General features: G+C 39.3%; 10 protein-coding genes. 5 read left to right on the plus strand and 5 right to left on the minus strand.

Features of this window, described 5'->3' with window-relative positions; genetic code table 11:
• Positions 1-36 precede the first annotated feature (36 nt).
• From Q4534_RS07790 to Q4534_RS07800, 3 genes are all read right to left on the minus strand, one after another.
• On the minus strand, positions 37-2451 hold the full coding sequence (locus tag Q4534_RS07790) for a glycoside hydrolase family 31 protein (protein WP_303612603.1): 2415 nt from the start codon (positions 2449-2451) through the stop codon (positions 37-39).
• 201 nt (positions 2452-2652) lie between these two features.
• Positions 2653-3045 (minus strand): hypothetical protein, encoded by a 393-nt coding sequence (locus Q4534_RS07795; RefSeq protein ID WP_303612604.1) that lies wholly within the window; start codon positions 3043-3045, stop codon positions 2653-2655.
• 251 nt (positions 3046-3296) lie between these two features.
• Positions 3297-5165 (minus strand): M1 family metallopeptidase, encoded by a 1869-nt coding sequence (locus Q4534_RS07800; protein WP_303612605.1) that lies wholly within the window; start codon positions 5163-5165, stop codon positions 3297-3299.
• A gap of 207 nt (positions 5166-5372) precedes the next feature.
• Between Q4534_RS07800 and Q4534_RS07805 the strand changes: the two genes are divergently transcribed.
• Complete coding sequence (locus Q4534_RS07805) at positions 5373-7649, plus strand: RND family transporter (RefSeq protein WP_303612606.1); 2277 nt, start codon at positions 5373-5375, stop codon at positions 7647-7649.
• On the opposite strand, the gene Q4534_RS07810 is transcribed toward Q4534_RS07805, so the two are convergent.
• Positions 7624-8679, minus strand: coding sequence for an endonuclease/exonuclease/phosphatase family protein (locus Q4534_RS07810; RefSeq protein ID WP_303612607.1), 1056 nt, complete (start codon positions 8677-8679; stop codon positions 7624-7626). The two genes, Q4534_RS07805 and Q4534_RS07810, sit on opposite strands and share 26 nt — an antisense overlap.
• 317 nt (positions 8680-8996) lie before the next feature.
• On the opposite strand from Q4534_RS07810, the gene Q4534_RS07815 reads away from it, so the two are divergent.
• The 4 genes from Q4534_RS07815 to Q4534_RS07830 all read left to right on the plus strand — a co-directional run bounded on the left by Q4534_RS07815 (position 8997) and on the right by Q4534_RS07830 (position 14813).
• The gene (locus Q4534_RS07815; protein ID WP_303612608.1) at positions 8997-9566 is read left to right on the plus strand and encodes a DUF2911 domain-containing protein; all 570 of its coding nucleotides are present in this window, start codon (positions 8997-8999) and stop codon (positions 9564-9566) included.
• On the plus strand, positions 9563-11971 hold the full coding sequence (locus Q4534_RS07820; RefSeq protein WP_303612609.1) for a penicillin acylase family protein: 2409 nt from the start codon (positions 9563-9565) through the stop codon (positions 11969-11971). The genes Q4534_RS07815 and Q4534_RS07820 overlap by 4 nt, the downstream gene beginning before the upstream one ends.
• A 1-nt stretch (position 11972) precedes the next feature.
• The gene (locus tag Q4534_RS07825) at positions 11973-12335 is read left to right on the plus strand and encodes a hypothetical protein (RefSeq protein WP_303612610.1); all 363 of its coding nucleotides are present in this window, start codon (positions 11973-11975) and stop codon (positions 12333-12335) included.
• Between the two features lie 303 nt (positions 12336-12638).
• A complete protein-coding gene (locus Q4534_RS07830; RefSeq protein ID WP_303612611.1) occupies positions 12639-14813 on the plus strand; it encodes a bifunctional alpha,alpha-trehalose-phosphate synthase (UDP-forming)/trehalose-phosphatase in 2175 nt (724 codons plus the stop codon).
• Between the two features lie 189 nt (positions 14814-15002).
• Here Q4534_RS07830 and Q4534_RS07835 read toward each other — a convergent pair whose 3' ends face one another.
• The gene (locus tag Q4534_RS07835) at positions 15003-15716 is read right to left on the minus strand and encodes an NrtR DNA-binding winged helix domain-containing protein (RefSeq protein ID WP_303612612.1); all 714 of its coding nucleotides are present in this window, start codon (positions 15714-15716) and stop codon (positions 15003-15005) included.
• Between the last annotated feature and the right edge of the window lie 81 nt (positions 15717-15797).

Here is a 15797-nt window from a genome sequence, read left to right on the forward strand (position 1 = left end):
CTCTCTAAATCATTAGAGAGGTTTTTTTATGCCCTATTAGTTCAAATGAATGCATCTGCTTTCTTTACCCTCAAGGCTTATAGAAAATCCCGAGACATTTTGACAGATTTTAAATGCGTGGTCAGCCTCAGGTAAGGGGTCATATTCTGAGATTTCATCCAAGAAAGCCACATTCTTATGGCTTATTTCAATCCTTTTCTTTTCTAAGCTCGCCTTATGAAGCTGCATTCCATGGAAGAAAAAATTGGCAGTATGGTATTCACTCTCATAATTAGCTACAATTTTCTCAATGCTTAGTTTGTTTGTGGTGAAGTCCATTCGGATCAGAGTTTTGGAAAAAGATGATTTTTGGTAGGCTGTGCTTTTTCCATCATCTTCAAAAATTAATTGTTCGGATAGGCCCATTCCTTTGTAAATGTGTATGTTTATCTGACCATCTTTAACGTCTTCAGTATGGTTTTTTACAGATTGCATGGGTAGAATCGCCCCGGCTTTAACAAATACCGGGAGGTATTCAATAGGGCATTCCCAAAGCAATTCTTGATTCCCATTTAACTTTTCTCCAGTAAAAAAATGATACCATGTTCCTTCTGGCAAGTAGATTTTAGTAATTTCCTTGTAGCTTTCCACTGCGGTCACCAATAGATGTTCGCAAAATAGGTATTGGTTTTCAAAAGCGCCATGGTAGACTTTGTCGTCAAAGGAATAATCAATAGAAAGGCTTTTACTAAGAGGAATGCCCGATTCATAACTCCTGTAGAAAGCGGTATAAATTAAAGGCAATAGTTTGTATCTCAACCGGATATAATTCTTGGAAATTTGTTCCACTTCTTCACCAAAAGCCCAAGGTTCTGAGGCATTGCTATTGATCATGGTATGTGCCCGAAACAAAGGGCAGAAGGTAGCTATTGCTATCCATCGAGCGAATAATTTTGGTTGGGTGTTGCCAACAAATCCTCCGATATCGTATCCTGCAAAGGAAATACCCCCTAAGCCCAGGCTATTTACCAGCCTTACGCCGGCCAGCATATGTTCATCACTGGCCACATTGTCTCCTGTCCAGACCGCTGCATAGCGTTGTATGCCTGCAAAGCCGGAACGGGTCAAAACAAAAGGTCTTTTACCTTGGTGATAGTTGGCTAGCCCATTATTCGTACTTCTTGCCATCTGTAAGCCATATACATTTCTACTTTTTTTGTGGCTGGCAATCTGTCCTTCATAATTAAACTGAACGAGGTCAGGGATGGTTTGGCCCCAGGTTGCCGGCTCATTCATGTCTGTCCAAAAACCATCTACCCCGGCCTGTAAATAAAAATTTAACTTTTCTGCCCACCATTCTCTTGTTTCAGGCTTAGTGAAATCCGGAAAGGCACACCAGCCCGGCCACACCTGTCCCTCATAATTTTTTCCATCGGGATATTTTATAAACAACTGTTGTTCATTTCCTTCTGTATAAGGAAGGTAGTCCTCGTCTACCTTTATACCCGGATCCAGTATGACCACCACTTTAAACCCTAAATCCTTAAGGTGTTTGATCAGTTCAGTGGGTTTCTCAAATCGCTTTTTATCGAAAGTAAAAACCTTGCATTCTTCCATATGGTGAATGTCCAGATAAATGGTGTCAGCGGGGATTTCTTTTTCTCGAAAGGTTTTGGCCAAGCGGATAACCTCTTTGTCAGGATAATAGGAGTACCGGCATTGCTGATAGCCCAAAGCCCACTTAGGAGGCATTGGGGTTTTGCCTGTCAATGTGGTGTAGGCTGAAATGATTCCCCCAACATCCTTTTCATGGATAAAATAATAGTCCAGATCCCCATCCTCTGCGGTGAAATAGGAAAAGCGATTGTTTCCGGCACCAAAATTAAAAGTACTTTTATGGCTGTTGTCAAAGAAGATACCATAACAATTATCATGGTGTAAGCCTATATAAAAGGGAAGGGATAAGTACAAAGGGTCGGCATTGGTTCCATAGCCAAAATAATCTGTGTTCCAGTTGGTATAGGTTTGACCATACCGGTTCAAACCACCTGTTTTTTCTCCTAAACCGATGAATTTCTCCCATTGCTTAAGTTTCTTATAACAACTTACTGCTGTGCCTTGCCAATTGACACCAAAAAGTTCAGCGTCCTCACTAAGGGTAGTTCCCGAGATGTTTTTAAAGATTAACCTGAAATTATTTTTTTCAAGTATTAATTCTATCTTTTTTGTTTTTAAAATGTAGTAGTCATTTTTTTCTTTCCAAGAAAATTTAACCTCATCAGGAGAAGCAATGACACTGTAAGGGTTTGGGCTAAATTTATCCTTAAGTGAAACTTGGACTCGGATAGTGGTTTCATTGTAAACTGATACCTTAAAAGAACAATTTTCAGTTTTTCCGGAAACTCCTGTACTTGAAAGCTTTTCATTGGTGATTTGACCGGGTACTAAAAAATTAGATTTATTGCTGTTCATAGATCTGAAACTTTGTTTGCTTCAATTAGAACAATTTTAACCTAAGATAAAAATGTATGGCAGTTGTTTATAAAACCCAACCTAAATTCTATGAAAATCAGATTATTAAGCTTTATAATAAAATGGTTGACAAAAAAAATGGTATTGGGTGAAACCCAATACCTTTAACCTTAAATCAAAAATCTAAATCAATTAAAAAATTCAATTTTCTTTGGCCTTCACAAGCCGTTTCACTAAATATTGTTTGGGCTCAGGAAGCCTAATGTCTTTATTGGGCACAATAGCTGATTTTGGAGGAAGTGTGATTTTAATGATTTTAAAATCCCTATAGTTTCCCATTGGTGCAACCATAGTCGGTGATCTTTCAAATGCTAAATCCCCCTCATTGCTAGTCGTGACAGAAACCTTGTCAGGATCAAATGCATCAAGCTGCATGGATTCAAATTCTTGGAAATGGTAGGTTTTGTCCCTAGTCTGCCTTTCTATTTCAGGAAGATCTTGTGCATACAATCCAACGGTAATAAGCGAAAAACAGAAAATGAATAAAGTGGCTACTCTCATGTCTAGATGTTTAATGGTTACTAATCCTTTCATAAGGTAGATATATAATGATAAAAATCCCAATGATTAAAAGAAAAAATTACAAATTTTATTTATGTGATCGGTTTTTTAAGGTGTTGAAGGATTGTTGGTGTGGATGAAAGGGATTGCTGTTTTCTGGTCCGGTCTGTTGAAGGGGGTTGAAACCTTCCATCTAAAAATAGTGAATTCCAAGTTTTTAGCTAAAAAAAAGCCCTCAAAAAGTGGTAAACTTGATGAGGGCCTAATTAATCTATTGTACAAACTTACTTGGCTGTTGTCCATAGGTTGTTGGACTTGTCAATATCAGCCATTCGCTCTGAAGGGTCAATTTGAATGGATGCCACTTTTGATGAGGATTGGTCAATACTAATTTCTATGGTTTCGTTTGTCCAGGGCCATCGGCTTGTCTTTACTCTTTCAGGCAAATCGCTTTCCGCTACTTTGCCACCGCGCATAATCGCCAATGGAAAATAATAACTTTCTTTTTCACCATTTTCATAGGTCACAACAAGGTCTATTGGCATAGGCATTAGACCTTTTCTTTTCAGCACCACGGCCAGGTCATTTTCTTTTTCGGTTACTGTGGAGATGGCATAATCAATTGTTTTGGTAGAGTTGACCCAATATTCCTTGTACCAGTCCAGCTCAATCCCGCTCTCTTTTTCCATGATTCGGATAAAATCATTTACGTTGGGATGTTTGAATTTCCAGGCTTCCCAATACCTTAACATGGCCTTGTTTCTGGTTTCTTCACCAATAATATAACCCAATTGGGCTAAAAATAATGCTCCCTTGGAATAAGAAGCATTGCCATAAGCCGCATTGGTATGAAAATGATCTGAATGGGTAGAAAGTGGCTCTTCAAGACCGGATTCGACTAGTCTTTCGTAACCTATATATGCTCCTATTAAAGGCGTTTCTTTCAATGGGCCTTTGGCAGAAGGTTTAAGGTAATTAGCGGCCATACTCAGGGTACTTGCATAGGTAGTAAATCCTTCGTCCATCCAAGGATAAAGGGATTCATTAGAGGCCAATACCCCTTGGAACCAACTGTGAGCCAATTCATGCATCATTACTCCCACCAAGCTGCCCATTGATCTGTGGCCTGTTATTAAAGTTGCCATGGGATATTCCATGCCCCCATCACCACCTTGGATGACAGAATATTGCTTGTAAGGGTAGGCTCCATATCTTTCACTCAAATAAGCCATGGTTTTGGCCGTATACTCCTTAAGTTTTGGCCAGTTGTTTTTTGTTTCCTTGCTTTTGACATAGAGGTGATGTAGTGTAATACCATCCTCTGTCACCAATTTCTCATGGGTATAATTTGGATCTGCTGCCCACATGAAATCATGAACCTTTGGGGCATAAAAATGCCAGGTATGGGAACCTCCGGAAGGTTTCTTTACCACTACACCTTCGTCTTCGTAACCATATCCTATCTCATTGTTATTTTGAAGGTAGCCGGTTCCTCCAAGGATATAAGATTTATCAATGGTGATTTTTACATCAAAATCTCCCCAAATCCCGTAAAACTCCCTTCCGATATAAGGATTTGCGTGCCAACCTTGTTCATCATAATTGGCCAGCTTAGGATACCATTGTGACATGGAATACCTAATGCCCTCTGCATTGTCTCTTCCCGCTCTACGGATTTGAAGGGGCACTTGTGCTTTAAATTCGCTTTCTAATAGTACCGTACTATGTGGCAATATGGGTTCCGGTAACTTCACTTCCAGTATGGTTCCTACCTCTTCCATCTCAACCTCCTGTCCGTTTAATAACAAGGATTCCACATGGATAAAACCGATTTCCTCTGGCGAGAGCTTGGATATTCTATCCCCAACTCGCCTGTCAGGGTCTGAAATGGACCTTGAGCGAACATCCATCATGCTATTCGGCTGAAAAGCATTGTAATAAAGGTGAAAAAAGAGTTGATTGAGTGTGTCCGGAGAATTATTGCTATAGGCAATGGTTTGCTTTCCCGTATATTGATTGGTTTTTACATCCATTTCAATATCCATTTGATAACTTACCGATTGCTGCCACCTTTGGGATTGGGCAAAAATTTCTTGGTCGAATAAGAAATGGATACTCATGACTGCAAGAAAAAGTACCGTGATTTTTTTCATGTGTGCCTAATTTTTGGCCCTAAATTATGGTAAATTATGCAAGCTGCCAAAACCTTTGATCAACGCAGCTGTTTTAATGGACAATAATAAAGAATTGAATACATCAGCTAAAAAATATTATCCTAAGTTTACTTTTTCTTCTTTCTAAGCTGAAAAATATAAAGATGGAAAGTTTTAATCGTGTCTTAAGACTAAACAGCGCAAATAATGAATAGAAAAATTTCCAACCGGGCGCTTGGTTTTGCAGGGATCCTGTCCGTATTCTTTGTACTTTCTTGGCAGGGTGTAAGTTTTAATTATGACTTTGAAAATTTTTTTCAACAGGATGATCCTGATTTGGATTTTTACCAAGAATATAGGACTACTTTCCAAAATGACAATGATTATTTGTTGCTGGCACTCAAAAATGAGCGTGGAATATTTGATAGTGCATTTTTAGCAGAGGCATTGGCATTTTCTCGGGAACTGCATCAAATGGAAGGTGTTGATAAGGTGATTTCAATCCTTGAGCAGAAAGAACCGGTTATCGGCCCATTTGGGATTAATTACAGGCCTTTGCTAGACTGGTCTTCAGGTGAAACCCTCTCCAAAAGTGCTGAAAATATCAAGAAAGACAGGCAGTGGAAGGGGAATTTGTTTGATGAGCAAAGCAATACCCTTCTGCTATTGGTAGAAAACAAACAAATGATTACCAAAGAGCAGGGAGACGCCTTGTATGCAAACATTGAACAACAATTAAAAACCTATGAATTTGATGGCTTTAAGACTGCAGGGAAAATCAAGGCCCAAGGGGCATTTGTAGCTTTGCTTCAGGAAGAATTTTCATTCTTCTTGGCTTTTGCCATGTGTGGCGTATTGTTTTTACTCTGGTTGATGTATCGTTCTTGGTGGGGAGTAATTTTACCATTTATCATTATCATCACCGGTATTTTTTGGAGTCTCGCCTTTCTGCTTTTGACGGGTGGAGAATTGGATGTGATGTCCGTCATGCAACCGCCCATTTTAATGGTGATAGGACTTAGCGGAATGGTTCATGTGGTCAATCATTACCAAAGCGCTTTGACCTCAAAACTTCCGAAAGAGGAAGCCATTTATAAGGCATTTAAAGCCCTTGGACTGCCGGTCTTTTTAACAGCCCTCACTACTTCACTGGGCTTTGTGTCCTTGTATTTCACCAATGTTCCCAGTTTGATGTGGTTTGGTGTGTATACCGGTTGTGGTGTAATGTTTATGTTCTTGGCCCTGTTTTCCATATTGCCCTTTGCCCTTTATCATCTTCCTCCTTTGCCATCCTCCAATCGGGAATTATGGGCAAAGAGATGGGCCGGACTATTGAAGTACTTGTATGTGAACACAGTAAACAAACGGAAGCTTGTTTTCATTGGATTTGTGCTGATTACGCTAGTGGCAGGGTATTGTATGTCCCGGGTGAAAACAAATGGGTATTTGTTGGATAGTCTTCCGGAAGGCCATGCCCTCTTGGAGGACTTTCGATTTTTTGACGAAAACTATGGAGGATCCAAGCCCTTGGAAATATACCTTCAGACGGCAGATGATAGTGGGAGCTTGTTGGATTATCAAGTGCTTCAAGAAATAAAAAAGTTGGAGGAATTTATCGGTGAGAATTACAACTCAGCCTTTATTATGTCTCCTTTGACTGCTGTAAAAGCGGTCAATAAAGCACAAAACCGAGGGAACGCAAAGGCTTTTACTTTGCCTTCTGCACTGGCTTACGAAAGAATGCAGCCCTTGATAGAAAGAATTGGCAAAACCCAAAATTTAAAATTGTGGACGGAAGATAAAACAGAAGGCAGGCTTTCTTCAAGAACAGCAGACAATGGGAGTTTAATAGGCAAATGGCAAAAGCAAAAATTAGAAGATTTTGTAGCAAAGAATATTGACGGGAAGCTGCTCCAAGTCAGGTTAACAGGGACTTCTTTCTTAATTGATAAAAGCCATGAACTGGTGACCTATAAAGTTTTCACAGGTCTTGGTTTTGCCTTTTTGCTTGTGGGCATCATCATTGGATTTCTTTTTAGATCTTGGAGGGTGTCTTTTCTAGTCCTTTTGCCAAATATCGTTCCCTTGGTTTGGGTAGGATGTGTCATGTATTGGTTTGGAATAGAATTTAAACTGTCCACCTCCATCGTTTTTGCCATTGCCTTTGGCATCGCAGTGGACGATAGTATTCATTTTATGACCAACCTAAGGATGCAAATGATGAAAGGTCAAGACTTGCCAACCGCCTTATTTAATACTTTCCAGACCACCGGTAAAGCCATAGTATTAACGACCATTATTTTGGTTTCAGGTTTTGCAATGTTGACATTTAGTGATTTGGAAATCCCTTGGTTTACCGGGGTATTGGTAAGTCTTTCTTTGATTTTTGCTGTTTTGGCAGATTTGTTCTGGCTGCCGGTTTTACTGATACCCTTCAAAAATGTGATTCAGCAGAAAGTTAATCGTCGACTTTCTGCTGACTAGGAAAGGCAAATACCGCAGAAATTGGATAATGATCTGAATAATCGACCTCTCTTAAAGTCTTAAATTGTAAAACTTCCAAGGCCTTATCAAAAAACATATTGTCTATGCGCAGGAAAAACAAAACCTTATTGTAGGTAAAACCAAAGCCTCTGCCTTTGCTTTCAAAAGCATTTTCTAAATCCTCCCTGAGTTTGAAGTAAGTATAACTGTAAGGCAAATCATTAAAATCGCCTGCTAAAATAAGCGGGTATGGGCTATCTACCATGTGCTTTTTTAATAGCAGCATCTGGGAGGTCCTTAGCTTTATTCCCTCCTTTAATTTTTTAATGGTAGACCGGTATTGATTTTTTATTCCATCCAGATTGTCAAGATCTGCAGCTTTGATATTCATGGACTCCAAATGGGTATTGTAAACCCTAATGGTATCTTGGTTGATTTTAATATCGGCAAACATGGCTCCGTTATTTCTTTTATTGTCAAAGACCTTACCGCTATTTATGATTGGGTATTTACTGAATATAGCAATGCCATAGGATTTCTTTTTTTCATTCCCATTTGCAGAATAATAGGCATATTCATAAGCCCCATTATCACTGATCATCTTTAAGGAATTTCTCGAAGGGGTGGTGTAATCTTGGTAAAACTCCTGAAAGCATTTGATATCCGAGGGGTTTTCTTTTGCCCATTTTATGGAATTTGTGATCTTATTTTCGTTTCCATTGCCCCAGCTATTGTTAAATAACATGGTATTGTAACTCAAAAAAGTAAAACCTTCAGTGTTTGTATCCGGCTCATTCCACTGAAAAGTAATCACGAGAAATTTCCAGCCAATAATTAATGCCAAGACCGGGTAAATAATTAAGCGAAATCTTCCGAAAAGCAATAAGACGACAAGAAAAATATTAAGCATTAAAAATACAGGAATGAGCAATGGCAAAAGGCCGGTATAGTCCCATGTTTCAGGTGAAATATGCACGCTGAAAAAGAGGGCCATTGAAATAAAAAAAATTGTAATGATTATAAAGCGCATAGTGAAGATTTAAATAATTCACAAATTGGTAATAATTTTGTGCGATACCAATAGATTTAATTTTTACTACCAGTTTTGCTCCATTATTACCTCAACATATTTTCAAGGCCAATAATTTTATCCCAAAATTAAAAATATCCCGTCAACCAAAAAAATGAAGTTTTCGGGAGTACAAAATTTAGCCGTAATTTGAGGCCTTTAATTTCATTTAAACCATAGAATTACCATGGGTGGCAGGAAATTGATATTTAACCTATAATGCATGGATGATTAAGGAAAAAATACATAGATTAGTGTAAAATTTAATCATAATCACTATGAATGACCTTAGGAAACTATTTTTTAGTTTAACAGTTTTTTCCATATGCTTGGGGGCTTTCTCTTGTTCAAACCCCTCTTCCAAGTCAAATGACAATATGATGGAGGATACAGCAAAAGAAGTAAAAGAAAGGGCCAGTCCTTTAAAAACTACTTCCGGAAATATTGCAGGAAAGGCAGTGGCAGTTGAATATGGTGCGCCATCGGTAAAAGGCCGGGTTATCTGGGGGGATTTGGTGCCCTATGGTGAGGTTTGGAGAACAGGCGCGAATGAAGCAACAAATGTGACATTCAAAAAAGATGTGAAAGTAGAAGGAGAAGCTGTGGAGGCCGGAAGGTATTCTTTGTTTACCATTCCTAAGGAAAACGAACCTTGGACTATCATTTTAAATTCGGATTGGGATTTAGAACACGGTCACTTTCAATACAATGAAGAGAATGATGTTTTAAGGGTAAATGTTAGCCCTTCTTTTGGAACCGACCACCAGGAAATGCTTTCCATAAAAGTGGTAAATGAAGGGATAGAAATTAAATGGGAAAAAGCTAAAGTATTGGTAAATATTGAATGAAATATATAGGGTTCTTTTTTTCATTGTTGTTTTCACTATTATTGGCTGTAGGTTTATCGATAAACATGGCCAACTTACCGCCTTTGGCCAAGATTTTTGATCCGTACAAGGGGTTTTGGCAAAATGCATACAGTGAGGATTACAATCCTGATACGGAAGTAACCATAGCCGGACTCCAAGCTGAGGTGGAGGTAACCTACGATGAAAACCTTATCCCGCATATTTTTGCGGAAAATGAAGAAGACCTTTATAAAGTTCAAGGTTATACCACTGCCAGGCATAGGTTATGGCAGATGGAGTTTCAGGCTTTGGCTGCGGAAGGCAGGCTTTCTGAAGTCGTTGGGGAGATTGCTTTAAATAGAGATAGGGAGATGCGCAGAAAAGGCTTAGGTTTTGGTGCCAAAAATAAGTTGAAGTATCTCAAAAATAATGATCCAAGGACACTGCAGTTGATGGAGGCATATGCCGACGGAGTAAATGCTTATATTGACCAACTTTCTCAGGCAGAATTACCTTTGGAATACAAACTTTTAGATTATTACCCCGAGCCTTGGACTCCCTATAAATCGCTTTTGTTTCTAATGAATATGGCGGAAACCTTATCGGGAGATAGTGATTTGGCCAATACTAATTTTCGCAATTTGTTTGGTTCCGAGTGGCAGAGAAACCTTTTCCCGGATTATCCCCAAGGAGTGGTGCCTGTGGTAGCTCAAGAAACCTGGGACTTCGAACCGGTAAAAGTAGAAGAGCCGGAAACAACTTATATTGACTCTATAAAAATCACCCAATTGCTTCCGGAAAAAGAACCCGGTTTGGGTTCAAACAATTGGGCCGTTTCAGGAGAGAAAACCGCCTCTGGATTTCCAATTTTGGCCAATGACCCGCATTTGGCACTTAACCTTCCTTCATTATGGTTTGCTGCTCAACTAAGCACTCCTGAATATTCGGTAAAAGGAGCCACCTTACCCGGGACCTTGGGAGTAATCATTGGCTTCAATGAGAATTTTGCTTGGGGAATGACCAATGCAGACAGAGATGTGAAAGATTGGTACAAAATTACCTTTAAGGACTCCTCCAGAGAAGAATATTTATACAATGGACAATGGATCCAAAGCAGGCGTCAGCTTGAAACTTTCACAGTAAAAGGACAGAATGATTTTGTCGATACTGTGATCTATACCCATTATGGTCCGGTCGTTTACGATAGGAATTTCAAAATGAAAGGAAAGCCGGCAAACTTTGCCTTGAAGTGGACTGCCCATGGGGATTCCAATGAACAAAAAACATTCATTAACTTAAACAAAGCCAATGGTTATTCGGATTTTGAGGAGGCCCTGACACATTATGCGGCACCGGCTCAGAATTTTGTGTTTGCATCCCGAAACGGGGATGTTGGCATTAAGGTACAGGGAAAATTTCCCTTGAAATGGAGCGGTCAGGGCAAATACTTAATGGATGGAAGCAAGCCAATTTACGAATGGCAAGGCTATATTCCCGCAGAACATAATGCCGAAGAAATAAATCCCGAAAAGAAGTTTGTGACCTCTGCCAACCAACATCCGGTCTCTGATAATTACCCCTATTTTGTATACAACAATAATTATGAGTATTTCAGAAATAGAAGAATTTCGGACCAATTATTGCAACTCACTGCCATTACAGTTGACGATATGAAGGCATTGCAATTGGATAATTATAACCTACATGCTTCAGAAATATTGCCCCTGATGCTAGATAGCCTGAATAGGCAGAACATAGTGTTAGGAGAGAAGTGGTTGGCTCCTTTGGAGGCTTGGGACTATGATGCTGCTGCAGGTGAAATGGCTCCGGCATTGTTTCAATCCTGGTGGAATCAAATGGAAAAGGCCTTGTATGCTTCTTGGGATGCCAAAGGTTTGCCTATTTCCTATCCCAATAAATTTAACCTCGCCAACCTTTTAATAAATGAGCCCAATGCATCCTGGTTTGATGATGCCAAAACCAAGGAGAAGGAAGGGGCTTCCTTTTGGATCAATATAGGTTTTCTAGGGATGGTGGAAGAGATGGGAGAACTTACTGCCGGAAAGGATTCGATCAGTTGGTCCACTTATAAAAATACCCATATTAGTCATTTGATTCCAAACTTAACTCCTTTTGGAAGGTATAATATTCCCATTGGAGGAGGGAAAGGAATTGTCAATGCCTCGGCTTCAGACTGGGGTCCTGGCTGGAGAATGATTGTAGAGATGGGATCGGAAATTAAAGCTGTGGGTGTTTATCCCGGAGGGCAATCAGGGAATCCCGGTAGCAAATACTATGACAATCTTATAGATGCGTGGGCTTCGGGTGAATATTTAACCATAGGCTTGCGAGACAGAAGTAAAGCAGCAGGAGATTTGTTTTATACAAAATTTAGCGCAGATTGATATGAAATTTATCGTACATATGTTAGTCATTGCGCTTATAGCTTTTCTTTTGGGTTCAATTGTACCTTATTACGTAATGATGATGCTTATAGGAGCAGTTTCGGCATGGTTTAGAGGGGCAGCTTTTCTTGCTTTCATTGCCGGCGCCATTGGGGTTGCAAGTGTTTGGGTCATCGCTCCATTGGTGATTTGGTCAGTTTCGGGTTCAGATCTTCCTGATAAGTTTTCTCAAATTATGGGTTTTTCAAATGGAACAATTTTAGTAGGGATTACCGGTGTTTTAGGCTTTTTGATTGGAGGCTTTAGTGCACTGACCGGTAATTTTTTAGGGAAATTGTTTAGGGAAAGAAATGCCGGATATTGAGGTGATTAAGGGATGGGCTTTTGGCCTGTTATTTACTTGATGGTTTTTATTTCCTTCCAATTTGATTATATTAGAAAGGACATAATACCCAAAATGACATTTTTCCCCGGAATATTCACTAAACGTAGTGACTCTAGTTAAGATGTATGGATAGTCAGGAGCTTTAGGTACGCCAATTGTTAGGTCAAGGTAATAAATAGGCTGATGATTTAATTGAGGCAATTGACTTTCCATTAATAGATTCAGGTTAAAAGTAGTATTCACTTTTGTAAAAATTTTTAAAAAATAAACCAACACAATATAATGTCAAAAACAATTATCGTTTCAAATAGACTACCAATTAGTTTACAACATAAAAACGGGAAATTTGAATTTAAGCCAAGTGCAGGTGGTTTGGCTACAGGCTTGGGTTCAATCTATAAGGAAGGGGAGAATATCTGGATAGGCTGGCCCGGAAATGACGTGGAAGACGAAGGGCAACGAAAAGAGGTGGTTGATGAGCTTATAAAATTGAAAATGGCTCCAGTCTTTCTCACCAAAAAGGATGTGGAGTTGTACTATGAGGGTTTTAGCAATGAAACCATATGGCCTGCCTTTCACTATTTCACCCAGCATATCAATTATGAGGATGAATATTGGGATGCATATTGGAATGTAAATAAAAAATTCTGTGATGCTATTTTAGCCAAAGCTAGTGATGATGACACCATTTGGGTACATGACTACCAGCTCTTGTTACTCCCAATGATGCTGCGAGAAAAATTGCCTAATGCAACCATTGCCTTTTTTCAGCACATTCCATTCCCTTCTTACGAGATCATGCGAATGCTTCCCTGGAGAAAACAAATGCTTGAGGGGATGGTTGGGGCCGACTTGATTGGCTTTCATACTTATGATGACATGCGACACTTTTTAAGTGCCGTAGGAAGAATTTTGGGTCTCTCAAATGAGAGTGGGTTTATTCAAGCAGACAATAGACTGATAAATGTGGATGCCTTTCCTATGGGGATCGATTATGAGAAATTTGAAAAAGCAGCATTAAGTCCAAAAACCCAAAATTTTGTAAAGAAATTCAAGCAAACCTTGGGAGACCAAAAGTTGCTGATAACCATAGATAGGCTAGATTATTCCAAAGGGATTCCCAACCGGATAAAGGTTTTTGAAAAACTTTTGGATGAAAATCCCCAATACAGAGGGAAAGTATCCATGATAATGGTGGTGGTGCCTTCTAGAGATCAAGTGCAGTCTTATCAAACTTTAAAAGAAGAAATAGACACCTTAGTTGGGCACATAAATAGTAAATTCTCAACCCTAAACTGGGTGCCCATCCATTATTTTTACCGTAGTTTTCCATTCAATGAGTTAAGTGCTTTTTACAGCATGTCAGACATTGCTTTGGTGACGCCTCTTAGAGATGGAATGAACTTGGTGTGTAAAGAATTTGTAGCCAGCAAAACCGATAAAAAGGGAGTGCTTATTCTCTCGGAAATGGCAGGAGCCAGTAAAGAATTGGTAGATGCTATTTTGGTCAACCCGAATGATCAGGAAGGGGTAACAAGTGCCATTGTAGAGGCTCTCTCTATGGATGAGGAGGAGCAGGAGATGAGAATTAGTTCCATGCAGGCAAGTTTGAAGAAATACGATATCTTTCAGTGGGTCAAAGTGTTTATGGACAGGCTACAGTTTGTGAAAGAGAAGCAGGCTGATCTGGAATCCAAAGCCTTGGATAAGAAAATTATTGCCCAAATGAAGAAAGCGTTTAATGTAGCTAAAAAACCGTTACTTCTATTAGATTATGATGGTACCTTGGTAGGGTTTAAGGGGAAACCACAAGATGCCTTCCCGGATGAGGAATTGAAAGTATTGGTTGCTAAACTAGCACAAAGATGCCAGACAGTAATCATAAGTGGTAGAGACAAAGAAACCCTAGGGGCATGGTTTGAAGGACAAAAAATTGACATGATTGCCGAACACGGTGTTTGGTTAAAAAGAAAAGACCAAAAGGAAGATTGGATTTTATATGCCGAGGTAGACGACAGTTGGAAAGAAGATATCAGAAAAGTAATGGAGTATTATGTGTTACGTACTCCGGGAGCTTTGATTGAGGAAAAACACCATTCCCTTGTTTGGCATTTTAGGAAAGTGGAGAGTGGTTTAGGTGATCTTCGGATGAGAGAATTGTTTAGCCACTTGAAGTACATGGCCAGAGGACATAACTTACAAGTACTGGAAGGGAATAAGGTACTGGAGATCAAGCGGCCGGATATTAATAAAGGCCGTGCGGCAACCGCCATGATGAAGGGAGAGGATTATGATTTTATCATGGCCCTGGGAGATGATTGGACCGATGAAGATACGTTTAAAGCCATGCCAAAGAACGCTTATACCATAAGGGTAGGCTATACCTATACACAGGCCAATTACAATATCAAAAACCCGCAAGCAGTACGGGAGTTGCTCAAAAGTTTATTGGAATAGGAGGGATTTAAAGCATCGAGCTGAATTAGATGACAAAACCGTAGCATTTTTTAAATGCTACGGTTTTGCTTTTTTTATCCCACCCATTTAATCGGACTAGATTTAACTAAGAGCATGCTGTTATAAAGTTATTTCATTCCACTGGGTGATCGATTCTCTGGAATGGCCTACACTATCCGGCTATTTTTCTTATTCAATAAGCGAAGGTATTTCACTTTTAGGAATTAGGTTCAGTGTCCTTTGAAAATTCTCCTTATAAGTAGAAGGGTTCAAAGTATAGTAAAAAGCGCCTTTTTTTGAAGCTGTCTTGTCTTTTTCTTCAATTTTCTGGATGATTTTACTGGAGAGTAATTTCCGGGTAAAGTTTCGTTTGTCAATTTTAGTAGCAAACAATTTTTCATACAAAGTCTGAAGTTTGGGCAATGTGAACTTCTCCGGCAATAATTCAAATAGGATCGGGTGAAAGGCAGCTTTGCTTCTTAACCTATTAAAGGCCATTTCTACCATTTCCTGATGGTCAAAAATCAATTTTGGAATTTGATCCATGCGAAACCAGCGGGCTTGAAAATCATCATGTGGCTGGTGTTGGTATTTTTTAATGTCAATCAGGGCCATGTATACAACGCCTACAACCCTTTCTATGGGATCCCTATTGGGTTTGCTAAACGTGTGCATTTGTTCCATGAATACATTTTCTAAGCCTGTGAGTTCATAGAGTATTCGATTGGCTGACTCATCAAGTGATTCATTCGCTTTCAGGAAACCTCCCATAAGGCTCCATTTTTCTTTTTCGGGAGAAATACCCCTATTAACCATTAATAAATTGTAATCTGTACCATCAAACCCGAAGATTATACAATCCACAGCCACTAAAACCCTGGTTTGACTCGAATATTTAAACATTGCTGATTTAATTTTTGTTAATAAAGCACTCAATAAATGAAAATGTCAGTAATATAACTCTCACCAAATGAGTAACGTACC

Source organism: Cyclobacterium sp. 1_MG-2023, assembly GCF_030546805.1.
GTDB lineage: Bacteria > Bacteroidota > Bacteroidia > Cytophagales > Cyclobacteriaceae > Cyclobacterium.

Coding starts and splice junctions, on each gene's coding strand:
- Q4534_RS07795 (WP_303612604.1), bottom strand. CDS start 3,045: ATGAAAGGATTAGTAACCATTAAACATCTAGACATGAGAGTAGCCACT.
- Q4534_RS07815 (WP_303612608.1), top strand. CDS start 8,997: ATGAATGACCTTAGGAAACTATTTTTTAGTTTAACAGTTTTTTCCATA.
- Q4534_RS07835 (WP_303612612.1), bottom strand. CDS start 15,716: ATGTTTAAATATTCGAGTCAAACCAGGGTTTTAGTGGCTGTGGATTGT.
- Q4534_RS07800 (WP_303612605.1), bottom strand. CDS start 5,165: ATGAAAAAAATCACGGTACTTTTTCTTGCAGTCATGAGTATCCATTTC.
- Q4534_RS07805 (WP_303612606.1), top strand. CDS start 5,373: ATGAATAGAAAAATTTCCAACCGGGCGCTTGGTTTTGCAGGGATCCTG.
- Q4534_RS07810 (WP_303612607.1), bottom strand. CDS start 8,679: ATGCGCTTTATAATCATTACAATTTTTTTTATTTCAATGGCCCTCTTT.
- Q4534_RS07830 (WP_303612611.1), top strand. CDS start 12,639: ATGTCAAAAACAATTATCGTTTCAAATAGACTACCAATTAGTTTACAA.
- Q4534_RS07825 (WP_303612610.1), top strand. CDS start 11,973: ATGAAATTTATCGTACATATGTTAGTCATTGCGCTTATAGCTTTTCTT.
- Q4534_RS07820 (WP_303612609.1), top strand. CDS start 9,563: ATGAAATATATAGGGTTCTTTTTTTCATTGTTGTTTTCACTATTATTG.
- Q4534_RS07790 (WP_303612603.1), bottom strand. CDS start 2,451: ATGAACAGCAATAAATCTAATTTTTTAGTACCCGGTCAAATCACCAAT.